Origin of the sequence: Nocardia pseudovaccinii NBRC 100343 (assembly GCF_001613225.1) — a bacterium.
Taxonomy (GTDB): domain Bacteria; phylum Actinomycetota; class Actinomycetes; order Mycobacteriales; family Mycobacteriaceae; genus Nocardia; species Nocardia pseudovaccinii.
This window is the reverse complement of sequence record NZ_BDBY01000347.1, coordinates 1-23,966: the sequence shown is the minus strand read 5'-3', so window position 1 is coordinate 23,966 and position 23,966 is coordinate 1. Positions and strand designations below refer to the sequence as shown.

Below are 23,966 nucleotides of genomic sequence, written 5' to 3'. Positions count from 1 at the left end.
GGGCAGGGCGCAGGCAGTGCTCCGGGAGCCCTTGGCGGGCGGAGTGGGTTCGGTACCCCGAGTGCGGCCGATGCGCCGGGCGGATTCAGCACCTCCGGCGCGGCCCATAGACCTGGCTTCAGCACGCCAGGCGGAGCCGATGGACTCGGCGGAGTCGGCACGCCCCGCGGATTCGACACTCCAGGCGCGGCCAATGCGCCCGATAGGTCGGGCGGATTCAATGGCCCAGGCGCGGCACAAGGACCCGGTTTCAGCACTCCCAGCGGATTCGACACCCCAGGTGCAGGAGATGCACGCGGCGGATTCGAAACGCCAAGCGCGGGAAACATGTCTGGCGGATTCAATACGCCACGCGCGAGCAACGCACCCGGGGCATTCAGCACACCCGGTGTGGGCAGCCAATCCGCGTTCAGCACGCCAGGCGTGGGCAACCCACCCGTATTCAGCACACCCGACGCAGCCCGTGCGCGCGGCGGATTCAATACACCAGGCGCGGGCAATGCACACGTCGCCTTCAGTGCGCCTGGCTCAGTCGGGGAGTTCCACGGATCCAGCAGCACGACACCGTCGCCGCACCGATTCGGGTCCACGAATCCCCCTGCGCACAAACCACGCTCACGCGGGATCGTCATCGGTCTCGCGGCCGCCGTAGTCCTCGCTGCCATGGTCGCCACGTTGGCGATAGTCGCCTTGCGCCCCGATTCGTCCGGCAACCAGGCCACTCCTGGCAATGCACCCGCGACCAACGAATTCCCCACGACAAGTCGTTCCGCAAGCCCGTCCGGAGCGCCCGGGACCGGCAAACCCGTCGACCTCCTGACCCCGACCAGCATCCGCCAGGCCATCGCCGCCCTCGAAAAGGTCTCCGGCAGCGACGAATTCACTGAAGCGACGTTCTATCCGACCTATGCCAACGTCGGCGCCCCGGTCAAGAACAACCCCAACCTCTACGACCTCTTCGTCTACCGCGACGGAACCGCCACCCGAAAGGGCGCAGGCGGCCCACTCTCGGACAAAGCCACCGTAAAGCTGAGCTCGATCAACTGGGACATCCTCCCCGAGCTGTTCCGCACCGCCGACGAAAGCCTCGGCATCCCCACCCCCACCCTCCGCTACGTAATCGTCGACCCGGCCTGGACCTTCAACAACGACAAGCCGACAGTCATGGTCTACCTGACCGACGACTACGGCGGCGCCTACCTGGCCGCCGATACCGACGGTACCGTCGTAAGCAAATATCCCAGAGGCCGCTAGCCTCAATAACTTTCACCCCGACCGACACGAAACCCACTGCACCCGAATCTAATCAGGTGTAACAGCGGATTCAACAGCCTCAAATATTCGTACCGGGAATAACACATCGCCCATCGGGCCCGATATTTCCGATGATCATCCCATCCGACAACGTGCAAAAGCTGCCGATCTGAACGCACTCCTGATGCGTATTCACAACCATCTGGTCCCCACAGGGCGTCCCAGGATCATCCGGGCCAGCCTGCGCACTCACCGGAAAAAGCACCGCGCCGATCCCTGCGGCACCAGTTGCGACCAATAGCGAAATACGAAGCATGATCAATCCTCCAATCCGATGACGGATCGCGAGTACTCCTCTATTCAAACCGCCCGATCGTCGGCATTTCACACCGACCAAAACCCATCCCCGACCAGCACGATCCTACTCTCGAGCCCAAATGCTCAGCTGAACCGGCGACCGTAACGGACTACTTCGCGGCCTGGTCGGTCACCGCGCGCACCACGTTTTCGAGGGCGTCCGCGGTTTGGTCGAGGGGGAGGGTGCTGCGTTGGGCTCGGCACATGGCGACGGTGCCTTCCATGGCGGCGACGATCAGGGTGGCGGTTCGGTCGGCGGCGGCGGGGGTTGCGCCGTGGGTGCGGAGAGAATCGGCGAGTAGTTCGGTCCAGTGGTCGAAGGCGGCGGCTGCGGCGCGGCGGGGTTCGTCGTCGGCGTCGGACTGGTCTTCGACCGAGACGGCCAGTACCGGACATCCGGCACGGAAATCGCTGTCCACCACTACTTTTCGCCACATGTCGACGAAAGCTCGTAGCCCGGCGACCGGTCCGGCGGGGAGTTCCCTGACGAGTTTGCGCGCGGCCAGGGCGTCGGCGAAACGGACGGCCTCGGCGGCGAGTTGGGATTTGCCGCCGGGAAAGTAGTGATAGGTCGAGCCGAGAGGGGCGCCGGAGTGCTTGGCCAGTTCGCGCACGCTGGTCGCGTTCAGCCCGCGACGGCGCAGCATGTCGGCCGCACCGGCCACCATTCGATCTCGCGCCTCCGATTGCGCCATCACACTCCCTTGCTCATAACGACTGTCATAGCGTACCGTGCACGACATATAACAGTCGTTATAACGGAGGTGTTCCCATGCCGATGATCCAGCTCACCCTGCCCGCGGCGGTCTTTTCCCCGGAGACCCGCCGAACCTTGCAGCAGACGCTGCCCGCCACCCTGCTGAAGTGGGAGGGCGCACCTGACACCGCGTTCTTCCGCGCGCAGGCGTGGTGCCGCATCGATGAAGTACCGGATGGTGGCTTCAGCAGCGCCGAGGACGATCTGCCGCGGTTCCGAGTCGATGTCACCGTTCCGGAGGGCGCGCTTTCCGATCGGCGTAAGGAGGGCTTGATCAAAGAGGTGACCGCCGATGTGCTGGCAGCGGCCGGACTCGGCGTGGATGACGCACTGCGAGTCTGGGTGCTCATCCACGAACAACCCGAGGGCACCTGGGGCGCGGCAGGCACCGTCGTACGCTTTGCCGAACTGAAAGCCCTTGCGGCACAGGCGCGCGGCTGATGCGGGAACTGAACTTCCTGCGCACCAACCACCTCGAGTGGCGTGAACGCCCCGATCCGGTCCTGACCGACGCGCGGGATGCCATCGTGCGCCCGTTCATCGCGGGCCGCTGCGACGGCGACACCCTACCCATTCACCGCCACGTCTCGCGTGCCATGCAACTGGGTATCCGGGCCGGGCTGATCGACCCGGTGGTGTCCGGTATCTGCGGACCGGTCCCGTTCCAGGGCCCCTTCGGCATCGGCCATGAATGCATCGCCGAAGTCCTCGAAATCGGTTCGGGCGTAACCGGGCTCACGCGCGGCGACTTCGTTGTCGTGCCGTGGGCGGTGTCCTGCGGCGAGTGCCGCGAATGCATGCGCGGGCTCACCGCAAAATGCTCCACCACCCGCACCGGCCCGCTGGCCGCCTTCGGATTCGGACCTGCCAGCGGACCGTGGGGCGGCATGGTCGCCGACCGCCTGCGCATCCCGTATGCCGACCACATGCTCGTGCGCCTACCCGACGGACTCGACCCGCTGCGGGTGGCCGCCGCCAGCGACAATCTCGCCGACGCATGGCGCTGTGTCGTCGCACCACTGACAGAACGACCCGGCGGGTCGGTGCTCATCCTCGGTGGCGCAGCCCAGAGCATCGGGCTCTACGCCGCCGGACTGGCCGTCGCACACGGCGCAGAGGTCGTCAACTACGTCGATCACCGGTCCGAACGCCTCGCGATCGCCGAAAAGCTCGGTGCGCGAGCACAACCGGTCAAGAAAGGAAAGCTACGTCGCGCTGATCTGCCGTCGCGCCGCTACGACATCGTCGTCGAAGGCACCTCCACCGCCGCAGGTGTCGACGCCGCCCTGCGTGCGTTGCAACCCGGCGGGATCTGCACACCGGTCGGCTACTACCTCCCGCCGGGTACGAAGGTGCCGCTGATGCATATGTACGCGAACGACGCGACCCTGAGAATCGGTGTCTCCCAAGTGCGTCCGGTGCTACCGGCCCTGCTGGACTTTGTCGCACGCACCGAGTTCCCGGCCGAAACCGTCACCACCCTGCTCGCCGACTGGGACGATGCCCCCGACGCCTACCGAGCCCACACCACCAAACTCGTCCTGCACCGGCCACCGCTCGGCATCGACTGACCACACCCGGCTATCGCGGCTCGAGTGCCGGGGCGACCCAGGTGATGAGGTAAGTGCGAAGTTCCGCGCCGCGCCGGGGCGGGCGGCCGGGGTCGATGACGAACGACTGGACGATGCGCAGCATGTGCTCGACGAGTTCGTCCAGATCGGTATCGGAGACCCCGGCGGCCGCCCAGTCGACCGCGAAGCGTTGCAGGATCGAGCGGCCGAACGCCAGTGCGGTGTCGGAAGTTACGCCCGCGGAGAAGGCGCTGGCGCGGCCAGGGGTGAGTAGCAAGTTGAGGTACTTCTCGTGGGGCAGACGTTCGAGGGTGTAGGCGATGCCTTCCACGACGGCGGTGGCGGGGTCACGGATCTTGCTCACGTGCTCGGCGAGGACGTCGAGGAAGTGCGTCGTCTGCGCGATGGCGGTCGCGGTCAAAAGTGCTTCCGCACTGGGGAAATAGCGGTACACGGTCTGGCGGGTGACGCCGAGGTCGCGCGCGACCTCGGCGATGCTGAAGTCGCTGCCCGATCGGTCGATCGCTCGACGCGCGGCGGCCAGGATGCGATCGACGGCTTCGTCGTCGTCCACGGGCGCCGTGCCCGACCATCCATGCGTGCGCACCGGACTGCTCACCCCTTCACCCGCGCCGTCTCGACCGTTCGCTTGACCATACACATATGACTAGATGTATGGTCAAGCCAGTCGGCCTGATCGAAGGAACGCAATGACCCCTCCACCACGCCCCAAACAGCTCGACTCACCCGTATTGCCGAAGATCTTCAAATACACCGGCAAAATCCAAGTTTGGGTCTACAAACGCACCGGTGGACGCATCGGCGGAAAATGGCGCATCGGCGCCGGATTCCGCAAGCCGGTACCGACGCTGCTGCTCGAGCATCGAGGCCGGAAGTCCGGGATCACCCACACCACACCGCTGCTCTACATCACTGACGGCGCCGACACGGTAATCGTCGCGTCCCAGGGCGGCCTCGCCAAACATCCGCAGTGGTACCACAACCTGCGCGCCACCCCCGACATCCACATCCAGATCGGCCGCGAACGCCATACCGTGCGCGCGGTCACCGCCGACCCGCAACAACGCGCACGTCTATGGCCGCGGCTGGTCGACGCCTACGCCGACTTCGACACCTACCAAGCATGGACCGAGCGCGAAATCCCGGTCGTCATCCTCCGCCCCCGCACCGCGCTCGGCTGATCCTGCCGACCGTCGATCCGAAGCACTGTAGCGCCGAGCCGAAGGCAGGTAGGCGAGGCGAAATGCCCGCACCGCTGGTGCTCGGCGAAGACCGGGGCTGACTTCTCCGCGCACCCGGGAAAGGGCGGCAGGATCGTCTCTGCGCGGATGCGAGAATGCTTGCGCGACAGGCCACGTCCGCGACAATGCTCCGTCGGCGACTACGCTCACCGCAATATCGGCATGGGTCAGGTGATCGACGAGGGAAGGCGTAATGGTGGATCTCGCCGCGCGATTCGAGGAGCTGGGTCGCCTGGTACCGATCCCCGACCCGTGGGACATAACGGAATACATCGCGCGGGTGGCAGAATACCGGGAACGGCCGATCACGTTGTGCCCCATCGACATCGGCGCCTTCTTGGGAAACGGATGCGGCACCGGAAGCGGCCTGTGGATTGCCCGGGAAGACGATGACGTGATCATGTACGGGGCCGACACCGAATGGCATGCCGATCACATCATCGCTCACGAGATCGGTCACATGCTGCTCGGCCACGCAGAGACCGCGAGCGCTCCCGGTGCTGCCGCGGCTGATCTGCCGTTGCGCGAATTGATGCCCTCGCTGTCGCTGGAAACCATCCGCAGCGTACTGCGCCGCCAGGACTACGGCAGTGAGCGTGAGCACGCCGCCGAAACCTTCGCCGACCTGCTGCTGGTCGAAGCGATGCTGCCGAAGCGGTCGGCGAGCCGGTTCCGCTCGACGTTCTTCCGGAACCGGCATCGCTGAGATGACCTCCCCGATCCCGGGTCTGATCACCTGGCCCGTCCTGACATGTATGACATTGGTGCTCGCCGGTCGGTGGTGGCTGTTGCGCGACAGCATCGTCGACCGGCTCATCAACCGCGCGCTCGCCGCCGGTCTCTTCGAATACCTGTTGCGGGAGGCATGGTTCCAACAGTCACTGGCCTGGCTACTGCCCGGCCACGACAGCGACGTGGTGAACATCGCCCGACAGCTCTCGCTGGGAGCAACCGTGTTGGCCGTCTCGAACATCTACGGTTTTGTCAAGTTGTGGGCAGGCGCCGATCCCGCCCACACCTGGCGCAGGCAGTGGCGCTATTACCTCGTCACGCTCACCGCCACCGCCGTCATCCTGATCGCAGGGACACCCGCCCGCCACGCCGACCAGTTGATCGACCAAGCCCTCGGCTGGCCGGCTGTCGTGGTCTGGGTCGCGTTCTCCCTGCCGCTCGGCGCTACAGCCCTGCTCGCCGGCCGGGTAAGTGTGCGCGAGATGCGCGCCGCGGGGGCCACCACCTGGCAGGAACGTGCACTGTACACAGCGCTCCTGGCCACCATAGTGGGCCTGGGGGCCATAGCGGTGGTGTTCCCGCTCGAGACAGCCATCAGTGTCATGACAGGCCAACCGTCATTCGATCCCGAGATGCACTCGAAAGCATGGTGCGCCTTCCTGCTCTCGGCTGTCGGCGCTACCGCCGTGGTCACGGTGCCGCTGATCAGCACCCTGCTCACCCACACCGGATGGGACCGCACCGGCCGATACTGCCGCCGCCTGCGCCCGATGTGGATCGATCTCACCGCGGCCGTACCCGAAATCGTCCTCGAGATACGGCACGACCACAACCGCCGAACAGACCCCGCCATCCGCCTACACCGCATGACCGTCGAGATCCGCGACAGCCTGCTCCACCTCAAACGCTACAGCCACAACCCCGACAACCTCACCACCACCGAAGGCGACCCACACACCTACGCCCGCCGCATCGCCGAAGCCATCGCCACCAAAACAGCCGGACACCCCCCGAACGCGAGCCGACTCACACCCCGACACCAAATCCACCCGGGCGCACGAGACCTCACCGCCGAACTACGCCAGCTACTCGCACTCGCCAAAGCATGGCCACACGTCCGCAGCCCGACCAAGTCGCCCCGTCAACCTCGAACCACCTGAGGTAATGCGGAGGCCGGGCGACTCCACCGGTGATGGGCATGGCTCAGCCCGGGCGGAGGTTCGTGACCGGCAGGCTGTGCTCGGCGCGCACGCGCGCGGCCACGAGCGAGCGGTGGCATGCCTGCGGATCGCGCTCGACGCAGAAGAGTGCGGTCGCCGAGTCGCACGGAAGTTCGGCCACGAGCGCGCCGAGGTCGAACGGATCGAGGATCTCACGGGTGTAGCGCTCGGCGTACTCGGGCGCCAGCGCGATGCGGTTGCGTTTGCCCACGCCCTGCCGATCGTCCTCGCGGTACTGGAGCAGGCGCAGCTCGGTCGTCGGCGCCAGTTGCTTCACGTGCCGGTAGCCGATGCCTGCCGCGGCGAGCGCGCGCTGCAGCCGTGCCGAGTTCGCCCAGGCGTAGTCGGGGCCCCGAACGCCGCGGCGCTGGCGGAGGTCGAGCAGCAGACCCACGCCTTCGCCGGTGAGCTTTTCGAGGAAGGCTTCGGCGGTGAAGCCGTAGACGCCGATCGTCACGATGCGCGGCATCACCGCACCCGGCCGACTCGGTGGCGTGGCGGAATGGCGGTGGGCTCGGTCACATCGGCCCACCGCCGCACCGCTACGGCACGAGTGCGGGCTGGTCCACGGTCCATAGCCACGAACCGTCGGGCTGGCGTCGGGCGATCTCGACGGTCACCTCGCCGGTGGTCAGCGTGGACGCTGTCAGGGCCAGGTCGCCGCTCACCAGCGCTGGATGCTGCCTCCCAGGCGAGAGCACCGGCGCGGCGGCGACGAACTGCTCGTACACCTTGCGGATCTCCGCATGTCCGGTCGCGAGGTTGCCCGGTGGGAACGCCAGTACGGCGTTCGGCTCGTACAACGCCACGATCCCGTCGACGTCGCCCGCGTTGGCCCGCTCGATGAAGTACCTGCCCAGGTCGTTCGGGTCAGTGGCCACTTGCTCATTTGTCATGTCGATAAGCCTCCCAACAAATCACGACATCCTGTGTCGTGTATTTCGGTAGAGTTTTCGTATGCGCGCCGACCGGTTGGTCTCGCTGGTGCTGCTGCTGCGCCAGCACGGGCGGCTGTCCGCGCCCGCGCTGGCCCGCGAACTGGAGGTATCCACCCGCACCGTGCTGCGCGACATCGAGGCGCTGTCCGCAGCCGGAGTCCCGGTATACGCCGAACGCGGCAGGCATGGTGGTTTCGCATTGTTGCCCGGTTTCCAGACCGAGCTGACCGGACTGAACCACGACGAGGCACTTGCCCTGCTGGTCGCCGGATCACGGCGCGGCGCACAGGCATTCGGCCTCGGCTCGGCACTCACTTCGGCCATGCGCAAGGTGGTCGACGCGCTACCCGAAAGCCATCGGGCCACCGCGGCCGGCGCGGCCCAGCGACTGCTCATCGACCCGGAGACCGACCTCCTCGCACGTCGACTGGTCGCTGAGAAGGCGCCCGACACCGTAGTGACCGAGGTCCGCCGCGCGGTGTTCGCCGGACACAAGCTGCGGATCCACTACGCGGCTGTGGACCAGACCCCGAAGTGGCGCACGGTAGATCCGATCGGCCTGGTCACCGTCCGCGACCAGGTCTATTTGCTGGCCACGAGGTCCGGCGCGGACCGCACCTACCGGCTGTCCCGGGTATCGGCCGCCGAGGAACTCGCCGAACCCGCCCAGCGACCGGACCGGGTCGATCTGGACCGGGCCTGGCAGGAACGCAGCACGCGGTTTCGAACCGGCGGCGACCAAGTCACCGTGCTGGTACGGGTGAACCCCGCGCAGAGCTCGGACCTGGTGGGCACCGCGCTGACCGTCCGCGGCGAAGAAACCGACGCGGACGGCTGGCTGCGGCTGGAGGTGACCTTCCAAGATCGGACACACGCCGAATGGGCACTGTGGCAACTCGCCACGAACGCGGAAGCCCTTGCCCCGCAATGGTTGCGCGACTCCATGCGCAACCGCGCCGCCGCGATCGCCACCAGCTACGGAGTGTCACCGTGCCGAACGTCTATCTAGGAGATCGTGGTGGCTGAGATTCCGCTCGACGGTGGCATCGCCGAGGCCTTCACTGTCCCGGAATGAGTTCCAGCCGAGAAGAAACGATCGGCGGGCGATCAGCCGGGGCGGCCTACTTCTTTGGTGCGAAATGCGCGTGGTCCCATGCCTTTCCAGCGTCGGAAGGCGTGGGAGAAGCTGGAGACTTCGCTGTATCCGAGCCGTCGGGCGATCTGTTCCGCTGGTAGTCCGCCGGTGATCAGCAGTTCCACTGCCAGGTGTTCACGGACCTCGTCCAGCAGGGTTCGGAAGGAAGTTCCCTCGGCGGCGAGTCGGTGTCGCAGCGTCCGGTCGCTCATGTGCAGTTTCGCGGCGACGCCTGCCGCGGTCGGTTGCTGCGGCAGTTCCGCGAGCAGTGCATTGCGCACCTGCCCGGCCAGCCCGGTGCGCGCTCTGCGCCGGGTCAGCAGGTCGCGGCATTGGGCTCGGGTGAGCGCGGCGGTATGCGTATCGGCCTGTGGCAACGGCAGGTCCAGCAGAGCGAGATCGAGGACCATCGCGTTCTCCTCGGCCTCGAAATGCACGGGCTGACCGAAGACCGCGTCGTAATCAGCACGAACGGCGGCGACCGGAACCGGGAAAGCAAACTCTATGCGGCGCAGCGGGACCGCGAACGCGGCCAGTTCCTGACGGAGGGTCTGCAGCGCGCCCGCATCGCGCTCGATGAAGAACCTCCGCAGTCCGAGTGGAACGTCCGGCGCAGACAGGATCAGCCGCGCCTCGCCGCTTTCTGCTCGGGTTTCGATCCGGCAGAAGGAGAATGTCAGGTCCACATAACGCAGTCCGACCTCGATGGCGCTGCGCACCGTTGGGCTGCTGAACAAGGCGAACCCCCCAGATGCCGTAAGTCGTCAGCCGATATCGGGTGCCCACCTCCAGCCCCAGCGCCGGTGGGTGCCCCAGCGCGTCGAGCAGGTTGCCGACTACGGCCAGCTCCTGTTGCGCGCTCACCTCGGTCTCGGGATCGAGGAGCTGCCGCAGTGCCAAACCGGTCCCGCGCAGGCAGGTTTCCGCGGGTACCTCGCGCTCACCGGCGAGCTCGGTCATCAGCAAGATGCTCGACGGAGTACGGGGCAGGTCCCAGTGCATGTTGCCGAATCTAACAACTCGTCTGCCGCACATCGTCTGTTGCCGCTGATCCGCAGCGGGAATCGTGACAGCCGGACGGAACGGCAGCGGTAGCCACGCCCCGAACACTCGAAGGGAAACACATGCCAACGACCCTGCGCTATTACCGGGACCAGCGGGACTGGCGTGACTTGCAGCAGTATCTGCCGCAGCGCCTGCGCCTGGCCGATCCTGCACCACGGCGTCGGCACCAACGGCCGTCAGATGACCTTGATCCTGGGAGCGCGACTCGCACGACGCGGCTTCGAAGTGGTCGCGCTCGATAATCTCGGCTATGGGTTGACCCAGGTCAAGCTCGGCACCAACCCGTCCTACGACGACTGGGTCGACTTGGTCGTCGACTTCATCGCCCATGAGCGCACGCGGGACCGGCGCCCGATAGTGCTCTACGGCCTCAGCGCAGGTGGCATGCTCGCCTACCACGTCGCGGCCAAGACCCCCAAGGGCAGTCTCTGCGGCATCGTCGGCATGACCTTCCTCGACCAGCGGATCCAGCAGGTCCGCGATGAAACGGCGCGCGACCTGCTAACCGCCCGGCTGGGCATGCCGATCATATCGATGCTCGCCGAAACCGCAGTCGCACGAGCCAAAATGCCGATGAGTCTCGCCGCGAAGATGAACGCGCTGGCCAACAACCGCGAGGCGATGAGGAAGGTCCTGCTCGAGGACCGCACCGCGGCAGCCAACTGGGTATCGGTGCGCTTCCTCGACCGATACGGCAACTATGCCCCGGCCGTCGAGCCCGAGGACTTCGACGCCTGCCCGATCCTGTTGACCCGACCTGTCGCAGACCGATGGACGCCCCTGCATCTGAGCGAACTCGTCCTATCGCGCATCACCAAAGTTCCCGTCACCACCGTGCTACTCGACAACGCCGGTCACCTACCACTGGAAGATCCCGGCCTGCAGCAGATGGAAGACGCCATCGCCGAATTCGTGACACAACAGTCCTGACAGAAGACCCCGGTTCGGGCAATCCCAGCCGACCGATTTCTTCGCAGAAGCTGAAAAGCTATGACGCGAACGGCGGAGGAGCCACACGTTCGCGATCAGATCGCGGGCACACGGGCGGCGGACGTGAACCAGCGTAATGCGGCGCGGTTGAGTTCTGCCGGGTCGGGGTGCTCGTCGCAGGCCCAGGCGACCACGCCGTCCGGACGGACGAGCACGGCCGCGAGGCCCAGCCGTTCACGAACGTCGCCGGGAACGTACTTCAGGTCCCTCCACAGTGCGCGGGCCTGTGCGAGCTCGCTGTCGAAGTCGAGGAGCAGACCCTGCCCGTCCCGGAGCAACTCGGCGACACGGGTGCCGTCGAGCAGCTCGAAGTCGGGAACGCTGCGGCCGATCAGCGGATGCGCTCCACCGAGGTTGTAGCGCAGCGCGGCGTTCCACATTCGCTCGGCGAAATACGTTGCGCCGGAAGGCGTTCCGATGAGGTCGCTGATGATGGAGCCCATCGCGAGCGATTGCGGAGTTGGCAGCATGATCGCGGTCTGCGCGCGGGACCATTCCAGGACCTGCGCGCCGACCGGATGCCGTTCGTCCTGATAGGTGTCGAGGAGACCTTCGGGCGCCTCGCCGCGGATGGTGGCGGCGAGTTTCCAGCCCAGATTCATGGCGTCGCCCAGGCCCGCGTTGAGACCCTGCGCGCCGAGTGGGGAGTGGATATGGGCGGCGTCGCCAGCGAGGAGCACGCGCCCGTCGCGGTAGGTAGTCGCCTGCTGGGCGCGGTCGGTCCAGGTGGTCGCGAGGCGAAGGGCGGTCAGGGTGACATCGGTCTGGGAGACGCGGCGCAGGACCTCCTGGATGTGTTCCAGGGTGAGCGGTGCGGTGCGGTGGGCCGCGCCGCCATCGAACTCGAGCATCGCGATCATGCCGGGGTCGGGCTGGAGGTAGAAGCCGGTCGAGGTGATGGTGCGTTCCTGGCGGATCGCCTCGGGATCGGCGATCTCGACCTCGGCCAGGTAGCCGGTGAAAAGCGGTTCGCTGCCCGCGAAGTCGAAGCCGCCCAGCTTTCGGACGGTGCTGCGGCCGCCGTCGCACCCCACCAGCCAGCGACCGCGCACGGATTCCGCGCCGATGCGCACGGTCACTCCGTTCTCGGTCCGGCTGAAGTCGTCGACACCGTGGCCACGCCGGATCTCGGCACCCAGGCTGCGGGCGCGATCGGCCAATACCGCCTCGATCTGCTTCATCTCCGCGGCCATGTTGGTGTCGGCCGGGCTGGGCAGCCGATACTGCCACCGGGCGGTCTCGATATTGCTGTCCTCGAACTCGATACCGGCGAAGTGACCGGCACGACGGCGGGGCGCGCCGTCCTCGCCGACAGCCAGATGCGTTGTGCCACCGGCGATGTCGTCGAGCAACCCGCGACGGTAGAACGTCTCGGCTGTCGGGACCGTGATGCCGCGCATGCCGAAGGGAAGCTCCTTGAGCGGCGAGTACGGGTCTTCGGCTCGCTCGAGCACCAGGACCGAGCAGTCGGCCAGGCGTAGTTCGCAGGCCAAGAGCAGTCCGACGGGGCCGGCTCCGGCGATGATGACGTCGTAAAGCACTGCGGCACATCCTTTGTCGTGATGTCGAAGTGATGGGCGGAGACCGTCATCGTGCGGCGGGGCCACCGTTTACGAACTTAGTTCGTTACTTACGAACTAAGTTCTACTCGTCGAACTAAGTTCGTGTCAACTATGCTCGGTCCCATGCCAGTGGATCCGAAACAACGTCGTGCCGCCCGGCACGCTCAGCAGACCACCTCTGCGGCGCCGCCGTCACGCCGGAAGGCGCCGATCACGGTCGACCGGATCACCGACGCGGCCCTCGAGGTCGTCGCCACCCAGGGATACGACGCCCTGACCATGCGCAGTGTCGCCGCAGTCCTCGACACGGGCCCTGCCTCGCTGTACGCGCACGTTGTCAACAAGGCCGACATCGACGAGCTGATCATCGGCCGCCTCTGCACCCGACTGGTACTACCCGAACCCGATCCGGCAGCCTGGCGCGTGCAGATCCGCGACGTCTGCGCCCAGATGCGCGACCAGTATCTGAAATACCCTGGTATCTCCCGCGCCGCCCTGGCCATGGCCGCCACCAACCTCGACGCGATGCGCGTCAGCGAAGGAATGCTCGCCATCCTGCTCGCGGGCGACATCGAACCCCAAACCGCGGCTTGGGCAATGGACGCCCTCGGCCTCTACGTCGCCGCCTACACCCTGGAGATCTCCCTCGTCGCCCAGCGACAAAGCAAATCCGACGACACCTGGGTCATAGGCCGCGACGAGTTGGTGACCCGCTTCACCGCCCTCCCCGCCGACCAATTCCCCCAAACGAAACGCTATGCGGCTGAACTGACCTCCGGCACAGGCTACCAACGCTTCGACTTCGCCCTCGACCTGATCCTCGACAACCTCGACCGGCGCACGCCCACTATCGCGACTCCGGCCGACGACTCGCGCTGACCGAACCGGCTGGCCCGTCGAGACGGATAACCAACCGGCCGCGTCGATCTGAGCTTCAGCTCTCGCGCTACTTCTTCCAGACGCTATACGTTGAAACGGAACTCGACGACGTCGCCATCCGTCATGACGTAGTCCTTGCCTTCCATGCGGACCTTGCCCGCCGCCTTGGCTGCTGCCATGGAGCCTGCGGCGATGAGGTCGTCATAGGCGACTACTTCGGCCTTGATGAAGCCGCGTTCGAAGTCGGTGTGGATTACGCCTGCGGCCTTGGGGGCGGTGTCGCCCTGGTGGATTGTCCAGGCGCGGGCCTCTTTCGGACCGGCGGTGAGGTAGGTCTGCAGGCCGAGGGTGTGGAAGCCGGTGCGGGCCAGGGCGTGCAGGCCAGGTTCGGACTGGCCGATCGACTCCAACAACTCCAGGGCGGACTCGTCGTCGAGTTCGAGCAGTTCGGCTTCGACCTTGGCGTCGAGGAAGACCGAATCGGCCGGTGCGACAGCGGCTTTCAGTTCGGCGACCTTTGCCTCGTCGGTGAGCACCGACTCGTCGGCATTGAAGACGTAGAGGAACGGCTTGGTGGTGAGCAGCGAAAGTTCCTTCAGCAGTTCGCCATCCAGCTGGTCGCGCGCGGAGAAAAGGGTTTTGCCGCTGTCGAGAACTTCCTGGGCGGCCTTGGCCGCGTCGAGCAGCGGCTTGCGGTCCTTTTTGACCTTGGCTTCCTTCTCGAGGCGCGGGATGGCCTTCTCCAGGGTCTGCATATCCGCGATGATCAGCTCGGTTTCGATCACCTCGATATCGGCGAGCGGGTCGACGCGCCCGTCGACGTGCACCACATCATCGTCGGCGAAGACCCGCACCACCTGACAGATGGCATCCGCCTCGCGGATATTGGCGAGGAACTTGTTGCCGAGTCCGGCACCCTCGGATGCGCCCTTCACGATGCCCGCGATGTCGACGAACGACACCGTGGCGGGCAGGATGCGCTGGGAGCCGAAGATCTCGGCCAGCTTGTCCAGTCGCGGGTCGGGCAGCGGAACCACCCCGACGTTCGGCTCGATGGTCGCGAACGGATAGTTCGCGGCCAGCACGTCGTTCTTGGTCAGCGCATTGAACAGCGTCGACTTTCCGACGTTGGGCAGGCCGACGATTCCGAGGGTGAGACTCACGCGGCTACCTCGCTTCGCTCGGCAGCCGCGTACGTCTCAGACGCTGTGTTGGATGGTTCGCTCGCACACTCGCTCACGAGAAGCAGAGTCTACGCGGCAAGACGTAAACCTTCGGCAGCGGCCGAGCACGCCGATTGTCGTAGCGCATGTTCACCGTCCACCCGGCGGACTTCGCAGGACTCTAGGAGCTGGCGACGCTCTCGCCCGTTGCTCACACCGACGCACGCTGATCGGGTCAGGGAATCAGGATGACCTTGCCGAGGTTCGAGCGGTTCTCGATGACGGCGTGGGCCTCGGCGGCGTCTTCCAGCGCGAATTCCGCGTGGACGACGGGGCGGAGTAGGCCGGATGCGAAGTATTGCCAGAGTTCTTGGCGCCAGTGTTCGTACAGGTCCGGAGAGTTGCGGGCGATGCGCGCCATTTGGAAGCCGACAACTGATTTCGCACCGACGAGCAGGTCGTAGGCCTGGATGGTGCCGCCGCCGGAGCTGTATGCGACGAGTCGGCCGCCGGGGGCGAGGGCCGCGATGGCCGGGGTGAGGAGGTCGCCGCCAACGGCGTCGAGGACGTAGTCGACGGGCTCGCTCCAGGATTCCTGGTCGTAGGCGACGACTTCGTCAGCGCCGAGGCCGCGTAGGAAGTCGGCTTTGGCGAGGTCGGAGACCGCCGCCACCACGCGCGCAGCCCCGCGCACCCGCGCCAATTGCAAGGCAAGGTGGCCGACACCACTGGCGGCGGCCGTGATCAGCGCAGACTCGTCCGGCTTGGGATTCGCGGCATCGAGCGCACCGAGTGCGACCAAACCGCTGCGGACCAGCGCGACCGCATCGACGGCCGAGGCGCCGTCGGGAATCGGCGAGGCCATCGCGGCGGAGAGCAGCGCGTAGTCGGCATAACCGTGGCCGAAGACCAGACCGGTGACGCGGTAGCCGGGCATACAACTGGTCACGCCCTCACCGACCGCGACCACCTCGCCCGCAACCTCACCACCCAGCGCGATCGGCTCACGCGGCTCACGCACCTTGCGAACCACCGGCAGTGTCACACCAACCGCGTCGACCCGGACCAGCAGTTCCCCGGGGCCCGGCGTCGGCACCTCGGCCGTCACCACCTCGAGTACCTCCGGGCCACCGCTGCGCTGGTATTGCACCCGCCGCATCACACCTCCAAAATTCCTTAGGAGGGGTAAAGGTAGCCCGACGCTGCGACAACCCCCACCTATTTGCCGCGCCGAGTGCGATATCTCACCGCAGCCGCCGTCTGGGTGAGAGGCGCTACGATCCGAGGCCACGCATGAGCGCCCGGGCCGGGTTGTCCGCGAGTTCGTCCGGGGCAGCAGTCGCATAAACCCCTCCTCGTAGAACCAAAGAAAGGCCTGGTGGAAGCAGGTGCCATCGAGCAGCGCAGCTGCGGTTTCGACATCGGCTTCGCGACCGAGTCGGCCGAGTTGCTGTTCAGCACTCAGGTAAGCAGCGATTCCAGCAATGGCACTCGCCTTGCGATAACCGATCGGCGGCGTAGCGTTCCGGGGTATGGAGCCGACCACCGAAGTGGTGACGGCACGTCCGGCACCTGCGCTCGCGGCGTTCGTCGACGGGTACCTCGGGTATCGACTGAGTGGTTTCGCGCCCGGGTTGCATCGGGGCCTGCCGTCGCGGCATATGACGTTCATCGTGTCGATCGGACCGAGTATCGATGTTGTGGCGCAGACGGATTCACGGCAGTCGCCGGAGGATTACCGGTGTGTGCTGAGTGGGTTACAGGCGAGTGCGGCGGTTATCTCGCACAACGGTTATCAGGAGGGGATCGGGATCGAGTTGACGCCGCTCGGGAGCCGGGCACTGTTCGGGATGCCCGCGAGTGCGCTGTGGAATACCTCGGTGGAATGCGCCGAGGTGGCGGGGCCGGTCGGGCGACAGCTGTGGGAGGAATTGCAGGAGCTGTCGTCCTGGCCGGAGCGGTTCGCCGCCTGCGATCGGGTATTGACCAGGCTGGCCTGTCACGATCGCCTGGTGGCGCCCGAATTGACTTGGTCCTGGCGCACTTTGGTCGAATCCGATGGTGCGGCGCAGATCGGCCCGCTCGCCGAGGAGATCGGTTGGAGCCGTCAACATCTGGCCCGCCGCTTCGGCGCCGAGTTCGGACTCGGACCCAAACTCGCCGCTCGGATCGCCCGCTTCGAACGCGCCAGGCGGATGATCGGACACACGCCGTCCTATGTGACGATCGCACAGGTGGCCGCGACCTGCGGATATTACGACCAGGCCCACCTCGACCGCGACTTCGCGGAACTCGCCGGTTGCAGCCCGACCGCATGGCTCGCGGAGGAGATTCCATCTGTACAAGACCCAGAGGAGTCCGGTGGGTGAGGCTGGATCCATGACGACACCAACGGATTCATCACAGATCACAGCAACTCGCACCGCCGTATGGCCGTGCCTCAATTTCACCGACGCTCGCGCGGCAGTGGCCTTCCTGACCAGCACATTCGGCTTCGAGGAGGTCGTGCTCTACGCCAGGGAGGACGATCCGTCGTTCATCGAGCACGGTCAGCTGCGCTGGCCGCTCGGCGGCGGCATCATGTTCAGTTCGATCGGCAAGGGCGACAACCCGTTCTGTGCGCGCGGGCCGGGCACCGATTCGATCTACCTCGTCTGCGAGCAACCCGACGCCCTGCACGACCGCGCGGTCGCGGCGGGTGCGGAGGTGGTGCGCGGCCTACGCGATGAGGACTACGGTTCGCGCGGCTTCACCGTCCGTGATCCGGAAGGCAACCTCTGGAGCTTCGGCACCTATTGGGGCGAGTAATAGCGACGGCCGCCATCGACGCGGCCGTCAACGCCCGCCCAGACCCGATGCCGCGATACCGCGCACGAACGCCCGCTGCGCGATCGCGTAGACGACCACCAGCGGCAGCAGGATGACCACCGCCGCGGCCATGAGAATCGGCCATTGCGTGTGGTACTGGCCTTGCAGCCGCACCAAACCCAAGGTGGCGGTGGCGATGTCGTTGCGCTGGATCATGATCAGCGGCCACAGGAAGTCGTTCCAGACCGTGATCCAGGTCAGCACCCCCAGCACCATGAGCCCAGGACGAGTGTGCGGCAACAAGACTCGCCAGAACACCTGCCAGGTGGTGCATCCGTCGACGATCGCCGCCTCTTCGAGTTCGGCGGGCAAGGTTCGGAAGAACTGGCGCATCAGATAGGTGCCGAATGCGCTACCGAACAGGCCGGGGACGATCATCGCCCACGGCGTGTCCACCCAGCCGAAGGCGCGCATGATCAGGAATTGCGGAATCACGGTAACCGTCAGCGGCACCATCAGCGTGCCGAGGTAGGCGAGGAAAAGTATATCGCGTCCGCGAAATCGCAAGCGCGCGAACGCATATCCCGCTAGCGAACAGAATAAGACCTGCCCCGCCGTGACGCACAACGCATAAAACGCGGTGTTGAGCAGCATCCGCCCGAGCGGCAGCAGGTCGAAGACCTTCCCGTAGTTGGACCACTGCGGACGCGCGGGGACCAGTGTCGGCTCGGTGATCTCGCCATCGCGCTTCAGCGAACCCGACAGTGCCCACAGAATCGGGAACAGCGCACACCAGGCGACACCGGCGAGCGCCACATAGATCACGACGCCGCGTAGCGTCCGGCGCAGAATGGCCCGGTCCACCCGGCCGGTACTGCGCGCCCGCACACCGATCCGCATCGGAAGCGACCGAACCGCCTCGTACGCATTCACAACTCCACCTCCGCCCGGCGCGCGAACCGCAGCTGCAATAGCGTCAACACCAGCAGAATCGCGAAGATCACCCAGGCCAGCGCCGCCGCATAGCCGACCTCGTAGAACCCGAAGGCGTTCTGGAACAGCATGATTCCGAGCAGATAGGTCCCGGTCTCCGGGCCGCCGTTGCCGCCGGTCAAGGCATAGGCCTGATCGAAGGCCTGCACCGAGTTGATGATGGTGATGACGAAGACGAACGACAGCGGACCGCGAATCAACGGCAGTGTCACCGACCAGAAGCGCCGCAGCGCTCCCGCACCGTCGATGCGCGCCGCCTCGTACAGCGTCTCGGGCACGCCCTGCATCGCTGCCAGCAGGATGACTGTCGCGAAAGGCACGCTCTTCCATACGGTCACGATGCTCAGCGAGACCAGCGCCCAGTCCGGGTCGGTCAGCCACGGCACCGGATCGATGCCGACCCAGCCGAGCATGATGTTGAGCAGCCCGTCATCGGTGGTGAAGATGAAGCGCCACACCACCGCCATGGCCACGGTCGAGGCGACCAGCGGGAGGAACGCGATGGTTCGAAAGATGCCGATACCGGCCAGCTTTCGATTCAGCACGGCCGCAACGGCGAGCCCGATCACCACCGTCGGCACCAGCGTCGATAGCGTGAACACCGCGGTATTGCGCAATGCGATGAGGAACAACGGATCCGACACGAACAGCCGCCGATAGTTCGATATCCCCACGAACCGTGGCGCACTGAACAAGTCCCACGAGTGCAGACTCAGATACAACGAAACTCCGAGCGGAATCAGCAAGAACACCAGCACCGCCGCCAGATTCGGCGCCACGAAGACCCAGCCCGCCCGCTCACGCCGCCGCGCGAGGCGCCCCTGCTCGTGTGGCGTACGCATCCGGCTACCGATCAGTTTCATGAGGATTCCAGAAGGGTATTGATATCGGCGGACAGGGACGCGCTCACCGATTCAGCGGTTGCGGCACCGCGTAGCACGCGGTTGCCACCGCGCTCGAGCAGCGCGGAAACCTTGCCCCACACCGGAGTAACCGGCAGCGCCCGCGAATTCTCCGGCCCTTCCGTGAACACCTCGAGGTTGCGTATCTCGCGATGCGCGTCCGCGAATCCGGCAGAGCCCATTGCGGATTTCAGCACCGGCACGAAGAGTCCGGAGGCGGCGATAATGGCCTGTCCCACCGGCCCGGTCGCGAATTTGACGAATTCCCAAGCTTGTTCGATGCGCGGACTATCGGCGGCAATCGACAACCCCGTGCTCCCCACATCCGTGATCGCCCCCGGGCCACCATGCGGCCCGACCGGCAACACCGTGACATCGATGGGCAGACCATCCTGTCCGGCGAACTCGGAATACAGCCAATGCCCACCCATCGCCATGGCCGCCCGTCCACGACGGAACAGGTCCGGTGCCGAAACCGATTGCTGATCCGCAACTTTCGGCGCAACTCGGTGGCGAACCGCGAGATCGGCATAGAACTGGAACCCCTCGGCGAACCGTGGATCACCGAGATTGGTCCTGGTCGGATCCACCGACGGCGAGAACCACTCCGCCCCATTGTTCATACCGAAACACGCGGCCGAGAAATACGGCACCCAGGCGTCGGCAAAGCCCCACTGCCGGTTGCGCTCGGATGACTCATGCCGCGTGAGTGCCCTTGCCGCATCGAGGAATTCGGTGAAGGACCAGGCCTTCCGCCACCGGGTCGGCGCGGTCACTCCGGCTTCGGCGAACAACTCCCGGTTGTAGTAGAGAAACACCCCCGACCACTGTTCCGGCAGCGCGTACTGCCCACCGCCATAGGTGAAGGTGTCGTAGAGCGCCGGATAACTGTCGGCACGCAGTGCGGCAGCGTATTCGGGCTCCCGCTCGAGCAGCGTGCGCAGATCCAGCAGCACCCCGCGCTCGGCGAGTCCGGCATAGAGCAACTCCCACGCCATCATTACGTCGGGACATTTGCCGCCCGCACAGTAGGTCAGCATCTGCTGCAGCGGATCCGGCCCGGACATGATGGTGCGAATCCGGATCTCCGGATGCCGCCGCTGGAACTCGTCGATGATCTTCAGCCGGACCCGCGCCTCCTCCGGCCTGGCCTGAAAGAAGAAGGTCAGCGCGTCGTCATCGGATCCGCAGCCGGTGGTGGCGAGCAGCGGCGCGGCCAGCACCGAGCCGAGCAGCGTGCGCCTGCGCAACGAGGCCCTCCTCCAGGCGGGGGTGGAGCTTGGCGGAATCGCATGGCAGCATACGTTCGGCAACACCGACGTGATGGCCGACACACGAACAAAACTTAACGTTGTCCAAAGCCGATCGGAAACGAGCCCGATCGACATCATCAATCGGATACGTTGTCAGATGTTTGAGCAGGATCCTGCGCGTTTTTCAGGAGAGTAAGCGGATGGCGACAATCGAATATTTGCGGACGGATCCCGATCTGCCGCCCGTCGGGGTGGTCGATCACTCCCCGATCACGCCACGGAAGAAGGCGATCTTCGGGGCGATCGCGGTCGTCGGAGCGATAGCCTGGGCCGTCCTCGCCATCTCCCGCGGTGAGAACGTGAACGCGGTGTGGATCGTGGTCGCGGCGATCTGTACCTACGTGACCGCCTACCAGTTCTACGCCAGGCTGATCGAATACCGGATCACCAAGCCGCGCGACGATGTGGCCACCCCCGCTGAGGAATTGGAGAACGGCAAAGACTACATGCCGATGGACCGGCGGGTGCTCTTCGGGCACCACTTCGCCGCCATCGCGGGCGCCGGTCCACTGGTCGGACCGGTGCTGGCCGCGCAGATGGGTTATCTGCCGGGCACCATCTGGATCATCGTCGGCGTCGTCCTCGCCGGTGCCGTGCAGGACTACCTGGTGCTGTGGGCCTCGTCGAAGCGCCGTGGGCGCAGCCTCGGGCAGATGGCCCGCGACGAACTCGGGCCGATCGGCGGTGTCGCCGCGATCGTCGCCGTGCTGGTGATCATGATGATCCTGCTCGCGGTGCTCGGCATCGTGGTCGTGCAGGCGCTGGCCGCGGTCAAGGGTCCGGACGGCGCATTGCACGGCGGCAGTCCGTGGGGTGTGTTCTCCATCGGCATGACCATCCCGATCGCCCTGTTCATGGGCCTGTACCTGCGCTTCGTGCGGCCGGGGCGGGTCGGCGAGGTATCGGTAATCGGCTTCGCGCTGCTGCTGTTCGTGATCATCTCCGGCCGTTGGGTTTCCGAATCCGGTTGGGGCCGTGACCTGTTCACGCTGTCCGGCACCACCATCGCCTGGCTGCTGATCGTCTACGGTTTCATCGCCTCGGTACTGCCGGTGTGGTTGCTGCTCGCGCCGCGCGATTACCTGTCGACGTTCATGAAGATCGGCACCATCGGCCTGCTCGCACTCGGCATCGTGTTCACCATGCCGGTGCTGAAGGCGCCCGCGGTGTCGCAGTTCGCGCACAACAGCAACGGTCCGTCCTTCGCGGGCAGCCTGTTCCCATTCCTGTTCATCACCATCGCATGTGGTGCGCTGTCCGGATTCCATGCCCTGGTCTCCTCCGGCACCACACCCAAGCTGCTGGAGAAGCAGTCGCATGCGCGGATGATCGGCTACGGCGGCATGCTGATGGAGTCGTTCGTCGCGGTCATGGCGATGATCACCGCGAGCATCATCGACCAGCACCTGTACTTCGCCATGAACGCGGGCGCGGGTCTCACCGGCGGTACCGCCGAAAAGGCCGCCGCGTACACCAATTCCCTTGGTCTGAGCGGTGATCCGATCACCGCGGGTGAGTTGACCCAGACCGCCAAGGATGTCGGCGAGACCAGCGTCATCTCGCGCACCGGTGGCGCGCCGACGCTGGCGATCGGAATGTCCCAGGTGATGTCCGGATTCATCGGCGGCTCCGGGCTCAAGGCGTTCTGGTACCACTTCGCGATCATGTTCGAAGCGCTGTTCATCCTCACCACCATCGACGCCGGAACCCGCGTCGCGCGTTTCATGCTTTCGGATTCGCTCGGAAATCTGGGAGGTCCGGCGAAGAAGTTCAAGGATCCGTCGTGGCGGCCCGGTGCGTGGCTGTGTTCGGCCATTGTGGTCGCGGCCTGGGGTTCGGTGCTGCTGATGGGTGTCACCGATCCGCTCGGCGGCATCTACACGCTCTACCCGCTGTTCGGCATCTCCAACCAGTTGCTGGCCGCGATCGCACTCACCGTCGTGCTGACCATTCTGATCAAGAAGGGTCTGGTGAAGTGGGCGTGGATTCCCGCGCTGCCGCTGATCTGGGATCTGATCGTGACGATGACGGCGTCCTGGCAGAAGATCTTCTCGGCCGATCCGAAGATCGGCTACTGGAAGCAGCACGATAACTACAGTGCCGCCCGCGATGCCGGAAAGTTGTTGGCACCGGCCAAGACTGCCGACGATATGGACAAGGTCGTGCGCAACACGTTCATCCAGGGCACGTTGTCGATCATCTTCGCGGTGCTGGTGTTGGTCGTCGCGGTGGTCGGTGTGGTGGTCTGCTTCCGGGCCTGGCGGGCGGGCGGCGGACCGAGCAGTGAGACGCCGGACGAACCGTCGAAGATCTTCGCACCGCGCGGCTTCATCGCCACCTCGGAAGAGAAAGCGGTGCAGAAGGAATGGGATGCCCTGATCGAATCGGGGCAGGTCCGGGCACCTGGCGCCGCCCATACCAAGGGCACGACGGTGGAAACACCAGCACATTGACCGCGGCAGCGCAGCCGACTGACGGCCGGTCACCTCGACCGGCCGTCAGTCGGCGTCTGAGGGTGGCCGGAAGTGCCGGTGCGGCAAGGGTTCGCGCATTCGCTTCATGGTTCAATGCGGTGCTCGGCGGCCAGGATTACCGGCGCTATGTCGATCATCTGCAGCGCAGACATCCCGGTTGCGAGATTCCGTCGGAGCGCGAGTATTGGCGGCGTCGGCACGCGGATGCGGATTCCAATCCGCAGAGTCGGTGCTGCTGAACGATCCGGCTATTCGACGGTCAACTGAGCTTCGCCACGCTCGTGATCCAGCAGCCAGCGCTTGATCGGCAGCCCCCAACGGAAGCCGCCGAGTGCTCCCCCGATGCGCAGAACCCGGTGGCACGGCACGAAAAGCGCCGCGGCATTGCGGGCGCAGGCATTGGCGGCCGCGCGGGTGGCGTCGGGACGACCGGAGATGGCGGCGTATTCGGTATAGGTGACCGGATCGCCCGCCGGAATTTTGCGCAGCACTTCCCATGCGTGCATGAGGAATTCGCCGGATTGCTGACGCACCTCGATCGCGTCGATCGCGGTCAACTCGCCGCGATGGTAGGCGGTGACCGCGCGAGTC

The 23,966-nt window shown here is 65.7% G+C and carries 23 protein-coding genes and 3 pseudogenes; 13 read left to right on the top strand and 13 right to left on the bottom strand.

The window, feature by feature from the left end; translation table 11 throughout:
• Positions 1-1,254: pseudogene (locus tag NP3_RS38160) on the top strand (hypothetical protein); the annotation flags it as partial.
• A gap of 467 nt (positions 1,255-1,721) precedes the next feature.
• On the opposite strand, the gene NP3_RS38155 reads toward NP3_RS38160, so the two are convergent.
• Complete coding sequence (locus NP3_RS38155; RefSeq protein WP_063046578.1) at positions 1,722-2,306, bottom strand: TetR/AcrR family transcriptional regulator; 585 nt, start codon at positions 2,304-2,306, stop codon at positions 1,722-1,724.
• Between the two features lie 77 nt (positions 2,307-2,383).
• Here NP3_RS38155 and NP3_RS38150 point away from each other — a divergent pair, with 77 nt between their 5' ends.
• A complete protein-coding gene (locus NP3_RS38150) occupies positions 2,384-2,809 on the top strand; it encodes a tautomerase family protein (RefSeq protein WP_063046577.1) in 426 nt (141 codons plus the stop codon).
• A complete protein-coding gene (locus NP3_RS38145; protein WP_063046576.1) occupies positions 2,809-3,939 on the top strand; it encodes a zinc-dependent alcohol dehydrogenase in 1,131 nt (376 codons plus the stop codon). Before NP3_RS38150 ends, NP3_RS38145 begins: the two co-directional genes overlap by 1 nt.
• Before the next feature lie 10 nt (positions 3,940-3,949).
• Here the strand turns inward: NP3_RS38145 and NP3_RS38140 are convergent, their stop codons facing one another.
• Entirely contained in the window at positions 3,950-4,546 is a 597-nt protein-coding gene (locus tag NP3_RS38140; RefSeq protein WP_063046583.1) for a TetR/AcrR family transcriptional regulator, read from the bottom strand.
• Positions 4,547-4,649: 103 nt separating this feature from the next.
• Here NP3_RS38140 and NP3_RS38135 point away from each other — a divergent pair, with 103 nt between their 5' ends.
• From NP3_RS38135 to NP3_RS38125, 3 genes are all read left to right on the top strand, one after another.
• Entirely contained in the window at positions 4,650-5,141 is a 492-nt protein-coding gene (locus NP3_RS38135) for a nitroreductase family deazaflavin-dependent oxidoreductase (RefSeq protein WP_063046575.1), read from the top strand.
• A gap of 253 nt (positions 5,142-5,394) precedes the next feature.
• Positions 5,395-5,907: a zinc metalloprotease gene (locus NP3_RS38130; RefSeq protein ID WP_063046574.1), complete on the top strand. Its 513-nt coding sequence runs from the start codon at positions 5,395-5,397 to the stop codon at positions 5,905-5,907.
• 1 nt (position 5,908) lies between these two features.
• On the top strand, positions 5,909-7,093 hold the full coding sequence (locus tag NP3_RS38125) for an MAB_1171c family putative transporter (protein ID WP_063046573.1): 1,185 nt from the start codon (positions 5,909-5,911) through the stop codon (positions 7,091-7,093).
• Positions 7,094-7,136: 43 nt separating this feature from the next.
• On the opposite strand, the gene NP3_RS38120 is transcribed toward NP3_RS38125, so the two are convergent.
• Together NP3_RS38120 and NP3_RS38115 are read right to left on the bottom strand one after the other, a co-directional pair.
• Positions 7,137-7,622, bottom strand: a complete 486-nt coding sequence (locus tag NP3_RS38120; protein ID WP_063046572.1) for a DUF488 domain-containing protein — start codon at positions 7,620-7,622, stop codon at positions 7,137-7,139.
• 73 nt (positions 7,623-7,695) lie between these two features.
• Entirely contained in the window at positions 7,696-8,049 is a 354-nt protein-coding gene (locus NP3_RS38115; protein WP_063825026.1) for a YybH family protein, read from the bottom strand.
• Positions 8,050-8,110: 61 nt separating this feature from the next.
• Here NP3_RS38115 and NP3_RS38110 point away from each other — a divergent pair, with 61 nt between their 5' ends.
• On the top strand, positions 8,111-9,100 hold the full coding sequence (locus NP3_RS38110; RefSeq protein ID WP_063046570.1) for a helix-turn-helix transcriptional regulator: 990 nt from the start codon (positions 8,111-8,113) through the stop codon (positions 9,098-9,100).
• Positions 9,101-9,198: 98 nt separating this feature from the next.
• Here NP3_RS38110 and NP3_RS51245 read toward each other — a convergent pair whose 3' ends face one another.
• Complete coding sequence (locus tag NP3_RS51245) at positions 9,199-9,963, bottom strand: helix-turn-helix transcriptional regulator (protein ID WP_281197655.1); 765 nt, start codon at positions 9,961-9,963, stop codon at positions 9,199-9,201.
• A gap of 70 nt (positions 9,964-10,033) precedes the next feature.
• Positions 10,034-10,186: pseudogene (locus NP3_RS51240) on the bottom strand (AraC family transcriptional regulator); the annotation flags it as partial.
• A 164-nt stretch (positions 10,187-10,350) separates the two neighbouring features.
• Here NP3_RS51240 and NP3_RS38100 point away from each other — a divergent pair.
• A pseudogene (locus tag NP3_RS38100) lies at positions 10,351-11,221 on the top strand (alpha/beta hydrolase).
• A gap of 95 nt (positions 11,222-11,316) precedes the next feature.
• Here the strand turns inward: NP3_RS38100 and NP3_RS38095 are convergent.
• Positions 11,317-12,822, bottom strand: a complete 1,506-nt coding sequence (locus NP3_RS38095; protein ID WP_063046569.1) for an FAD-dependent monooxygenase — start codon at positions 12,820-12,822, stop codon at positions 11,317-11,319.
• A 144-nt stretch (positions 12,823-12,966) separates the two neighbouring features.
• On the opposite strand from NP3_RS38095, the gene NP3_RS38090 reads away from it, so the two are divergent.
• The gene (locus NP3_RS38090) at positions 12,967-13,722 is read left to right on the top strand and encodes a TetR/AcrR family transcriptional regulator (RefSeq protein WP_084509536.1); all 756 of its coding nucleotides are present in this window, start codon (positions 12,967-12,969) and stop codon (positions 13,720-13,722) included.
• Positions 13,723-13,805: 83 nt separating this feature from the next.
• On the opposite strand, the gene ychF is transcribed toward NP3_RS38090, so the two are convergent.
• Positions 13,806-14,885, bottom strand: coding sequence for a redox-regulated ATPase YchF (ychF, locus tag NP3_RS38085; RefSeq protein WP_063046567.1), 1,080 nt, complete (start codon positions 14,883-14,885; stop codon positions 13,806-13,808).
• A 235-nt stretch (positions 14,886-15,120) separates the two neighbouring features.
• Entirely contained in the window at positions 15,121-16,044 is a 924-nt protein-coding gene (locus NP3_RS38080) for a quinone oxidoreductase family protein (RefSeq protein WP_063046582.1), read from the bottom strand.
• A gap of 373 nt (positions 16,045-16,417) precedes the next feature.
• Between NP3_RS38080 and NP3_RS38075 the strand changes: the two genes are divergently transcribed.
• Together NP3_RS38075 and NP3_RS38070 are read left to right on the top strand one after the other, a co-directional pair.
• A complete protein-coding gene (locus tag NP3_RS38075) occupies positions 16,418-17,254 on the top strand; it encodes an AraC family transcriptional regulator (RefSeq protein ID WP_063046566.1) in 837 nt (278 codons plus the stop codon).
• Positions 17,255-17,264: 10 nt separating this feature from the next.
• Positions 17,265-17,693, top strand: coding sequence for a VOC family protein (locus NP3_RS38070; protein WP_063046565.1), 429 nt, complete (start codon positions 17,265-17,267; stop codon positions 17,691-17,693).
• 27 nt (positions 17,694-17,720) lie between these two features.
• Here the strand turns inward: NP3_RS38070 and NP3_RS38065 are convergent, their stop codons facing one another.
• The 3 genes from NP3_RS38065 to NP3_RS38055 are packed head-to-tail and all read right to left on the bottom strand — an operon-like array spanning position 17,721 to position 20,838.
• Positions 17,721-18,593 carry a carbohydrate ABC transporter permease gene (locus NP3_RS38065; RefSeq protein WP_063046581.1) on the bottom strand — a complete coding sequence of 291 codons (873 nt, stop codon included), beginning with the start codon at positions 18,591-18,593 and terminating at the stop codon, positions 17,721-17,723.
• A 29-nt stretch (positions 18,594-18,622) separates the two neighbouring features.
• Positions 18,623-19,549, bottom strand: a complete 927-nt coding sequence (locus NP3_RS38060) for a carbohydrate ABC transporter permease (RefSeq protein ID WP_063046564.1) — start codon at positions 19,547-19,549, stop codon at positions 18,623-18,625.
• Entirely contained in the window at positions 19,546-20,838 is a 1,293-nt protein-coding gene (locus NP3_RS38055; RefSeq protein ID WP_157124828.1) for an ABC transporter substrate-binding protein, read from the bottom strand. The genes NP3_RS38060 and NP3_RS38055 overlap by 4 nt, the downstream gene beginning before the upstream one ends.
• 203 nt (positions 20,839-21,041) lie before the next feature.
• Between NP3_RS38055 and NP3_RS38050 the strand changes: the two genes are divergently transcribed.
• A complete protein-coding gene (locus tag NP3_RS38050; protein WP_063046563.1) occupies positions 21,042-23,354 on the top strand; it encodes a carbon starvation CstA family protein in 2,313 nt (770 codons plus the stop codon).
• Complete coding sequence (locus NP3_RS51680) at positions 23,267-23,614, top strand: YbdD/YjiX family protein (RefSeq protein WP_084509534.1); 348 nt, start codon at positions 23,267-23,269, stop codon at positions 23,612-23,614. Before NP3_RS38050 ends, NP3_RS51680 begins: the two co-directional genes overlap by 88 nt.
• A 9-nt stretch (positions 23,615-23,623) precedes the next feature.
• Here the strand turns inward: NP3_RS51680 and NP3_RS38040 are convergent.
• On the bottom strand, positions 23,624-23,966 hold a 343-nt coding region (locus NP3_RS38040), incomplete at its 5' end, for a methylated-DNA--[protein]-cysteine S-methyltransferase (protein ID WP_157124827.1).

Coding starts and splice junctions, on each gene's coding strand:
- NP3_RS38155 (WP_063046578.1), bottom strand. CDS start 2,306: ATGGCGCAATCGGAGGCGCGAGATCGAATGGTGGCCGGTGCGGCCGAC.
- NP3_RS38150 (WP_063046577.1), top strand. CDS start 2,384: ATGCCGATGATCCAGCTCACCCTGCCCGCGGCGGTCTTTTCCCCGGAG.
- NP3_RS38145 (WP_063046576.1), top strand. CDS start 2,809: ATGCGGGAACTGAACTTCCTGCGCACCAACCACCTCGAGTGGCGTGAA.
- NP3_RS38135 (WP_063046575.1), top strand. CDS start 4,650: ATGACCCCTCCACCACGCCCCAAACAGCTCGACTCACCCGTATTGCCG.
- NP3_RS38130 (WP_063046574.1), top strand. CDS start 5,395: ATGGTGGATCTCGCCGCGCGATTCGAGGAGCTGGGTCGCCTGGTACCG.
- NP3_RS38125 (WP_063046573.1), top strand. CDS start 5,909: ATGACCTCCCCGATCCCGGGTCTGATCACCTGGCCCGTCCTGACATGT.
- NP3_RS38120 (WP_063046572.1), bottom strand. CDS start 7,622: ATGCCGCGCATCGTGACGATCGGCGTCTACGGCTTCACCGCCGAAGCC.
- NP3_RS38115 (WP_063825026.1), bottom strand. CDS start 8,049: ATGACAAATGAGCAAGTGGCCACTGACCCGAACGACCTGGGCAGGTAC.
- NP3_RS38110 (WP_063046570.1), top strand. CDS start 8,111: ATGCGCGCCGACCGGTTGGTCTCGCTGGTGCTGCTGCTGCGCCAGCAC.
- NP3_RS38090 (WP_084509536.1), top strand. CDS start 12,967: ATGCCAGTGGATCCGAAACAACGTCGTGCCGCCCGGCACGCTCAGCAG.
- NP3_RS38080 (WP_063046582.1), bottom strand. CDS start 16,044: ATGCGGCGGGTGCAATACCAGCGCAGCGGTGGCCCGGAGGTACTCGAG.
- NP3_RS38075 (WP_063046566.1), top strand. CDS start 16,418: ATGGAGCCGACCACCGAAGTGGTGACGGCACGTCCGGCACCTGCGCTC.
- NP3_RS38070 (WP_063046565.1), top strand. CDS start 17,265: ATGACGACACCAACGGATTCATCACAGATCACAGCAACTCGCACCGCC.
- NP3_RS38065 (WP_063046581.1), bottom strand. CDS start 18,593: ATGCGGATCGGTGTGCGGGCGCGCAGTACCGGCCGGGTGGACCGGGCC.
- NP3_RS38060 (WP_063046564.1), bottom strand. CDS start 19,549: ATGAAACTGATCGGTAGCCGGATGCGTACGCCACACGAGCAGGGGCGC.
- NP3_RS38050 (WP_063046563.1), top strand. CDS start 21,042: ATGGCGACAATCGAATATTTGCGGACGGATCCCGATCTGCCGCCCGTC.
- NP3_RS51680 (WP_084509534.1), top strand. CDS start 23,267: ATGGGATGCCCTGATCGAATCGGGGCAGGTCCGGGCACCTGGCGCCGC.